Origin of the sequence: Chlorobium phaeovibrioides, from assembly GCF_003968655.1 — a bacterium.
Lineage (GTDB): Bacteria > Bacteroidota > Chlorobiia > Chlorobiales > Chlorobiaceae > Chlorobium > Chlorobium phaeovibrioides.
Window position 1 is genome coordinate 1 of record NZ_RXYK01000038.1, and the last position, 1,808, is coordinate 1,808.

Here is a 1,808-nt window from a genome sequence, read left to right on the forward strand (position 1 = left end):
GGATACTGTTTTATTGCGGAAAGCTTAACATGGCCATCAGCTGATGAAGTACTTCATCCAGGTACTAATCCACTAAAATCAGCGGAGAGCCGTATTAATGGGGGCAAGAAATCATTCAGTCAAAGCACTCATTTATCGGAGTGATGGTCGTGTGCTGCTGCAGCAGCGAGATGATAAGGAAGGGTTGCCATTTCGGCGATGCTGGGCTTTTTTCGGTGGCATGGTAGAGGGTAATGAGACGTTTAAGGGGGGACTTGAGCGAGAGTTGAAAGAGGAATTAGGTCAAGTTCCTGGAATCGTTTTCGATGAGTTGTTTAGTTGGAAATGGAGTGCTGGGTGGATAGAGACAGTGAATCACTTCTTCCCGGTTCGCTATGACGGTGATGTGAGTGAATTACGCTTGTCCGAAGGAATGGGGATGCGGTGGTTCTCTGTAGAAGAGCTCATTTCTCAGCCGATGACGCCTGACGTTTATGAGAATTATTCAGAGGTAGTTGCATTTCTATGTGCGTTTCGTCTTGATTCCTATGATGCGGTGGAAAGAGCATTGCTGGCGCATGGCGGGATGGAAAAAAAGAATGAACGGGTATTTTACGCTTCCAAGAATCCTTTCTCCTTGTCAAAGCAGCAGATGGTGCTTTTGAGAGAGTATGCGAGAATGAGAAATTGTCCGATTTTTCGTTGCTGTATGCATGTTGACGATGCTGATGATGTCCATGAAATGCTCATGGTTCATCCTGGGCACTGCGATGTCGGGCCCCTCAAGCAGGAAAAGACCTCTTTGAGTTACCATATGATAGACGGTGAGCTTGAAATATGCCTGTATGACGAGGATGGTGTGATGGTTTCTGCGCAACGATTGTCAAGTGCAGATGGTGACTTGCCAAGGTCAATTCGTTTGAAAGCCGGTCAGTATCGGTCAATACATACGCGATCGCCTCATGCAATATTTATTGAAGTTGCAAGTGGCCCATTCAAGGATAGTGACACGATTTGGTTAAATAGACAATAATAATGGTGAGCATGACGAAAAAAGAGTCAGTATATCGGCGTAAAACATGCAGAGGCTGTGGGAGTGAGAGTCTTGAGCTGGTATTTGCATTAAAGCCCTCTCCCATAGGTGATGCGTATGTGCCCCAAGAGAAAATTGATGAAGAGCAAAAGCAATTTCCGATTGATTTGTTCATGTGTAAGGATTGCGGCTTGGCGCAGCTCAGTGACGTAATAGATCCGGACGTTCTCTATGGGGATTACATATATGTGACATCAAGCTCAATGGGCTTATCACAGCACTTCGATGAGTATGCCGGAAAAGTAATTGATAGGGTCGGGCTTTCCGAGGGAGATCAAGTCGTTGACCTGGGGAGTAACGACGGAACGCTTCTAGGCTCATTCAAGCGAAAAGGGCTAAAGGTGTTGGGGGTTGAGCCGGCAGGCCATATTGCAAGCATCGCCAATGAGTCTGGAATTCCGACGCTTAGTGCGTATTTCAACCGAGGGCAAGCCCGTGAAATCGCAGATCGCTATGGCAAAGCGGATGTGATTACGGCAAATAATGTATTCGCTAATATCGATGATCTTGACTCATGGGTGCAAGGGGTGGGATTATTGCTCGCTGATAACGGTGTGTTTGTGTTCGAGAGTTACTATTTGGCGGATCTTGTCAGGAATATGGTCTTTGATTTCATATATCATGAACATCTCACCTCATTAATACGGCTCTCCGCTGATTTTAGTGGATTAGTACCTGGATGAAGTACTTCATCAGCTGATGGCCATGTTAAGCTTTCCGCAATAAAACAGTATCC

General features: G+C 45.9%; 2 protein-coding genes. Both read left to right on the forward strand.

Annotated elements, in window-relative coordinates; all coding sequences use genetic code 11:
* Window positions 1–97: 97 nt before the first annotated feature.
* Window positions 98–1,012 (forward strand): WbuC family cupin fold metalloprotein, encoded by a 915-nt coding sequence (locus EKD02_RS10060; protein ID WP_185805746.1) that lies wholly within the window; start codon window positions 98–100, stop codon window positions 1,010–1,012.
* Window positions 1,013–1,023: 11 nt separating this feature from the next.
* Window positions 1,024–1,755 carry a class I SAM-dependent methyltransferase gene (locus EKD02_RS09775; RefSeq protein ID WP_126385317.1) on the forward strand — a complete coding sequence of 244 codons (732 nt, stop codon included), beginning with the start codon at window positions 1,024–1,026 and terminating at the stop codon, window positions 1,753–1,755.
* The last annotated feature ends 53 nt before the right edge of the window (window positions 1,756–1,808 follow it).

Coding starts and splice junctions, on each gene's coding strand:
- EKD02_RS10060 (WP_185805746.1), top strand. CDS start 98: ATGGGGGCAAGAAATCATTCAGTCAAAGCACTCATTTATCGGAGTGAT.
- EKD02_RS09775 (WP_126385317.1), top strand. CDS start 1,024: ATGACGAAAAAAGAGTCAGTATATCGGCGTAAAACATGCAGAGGCTGT.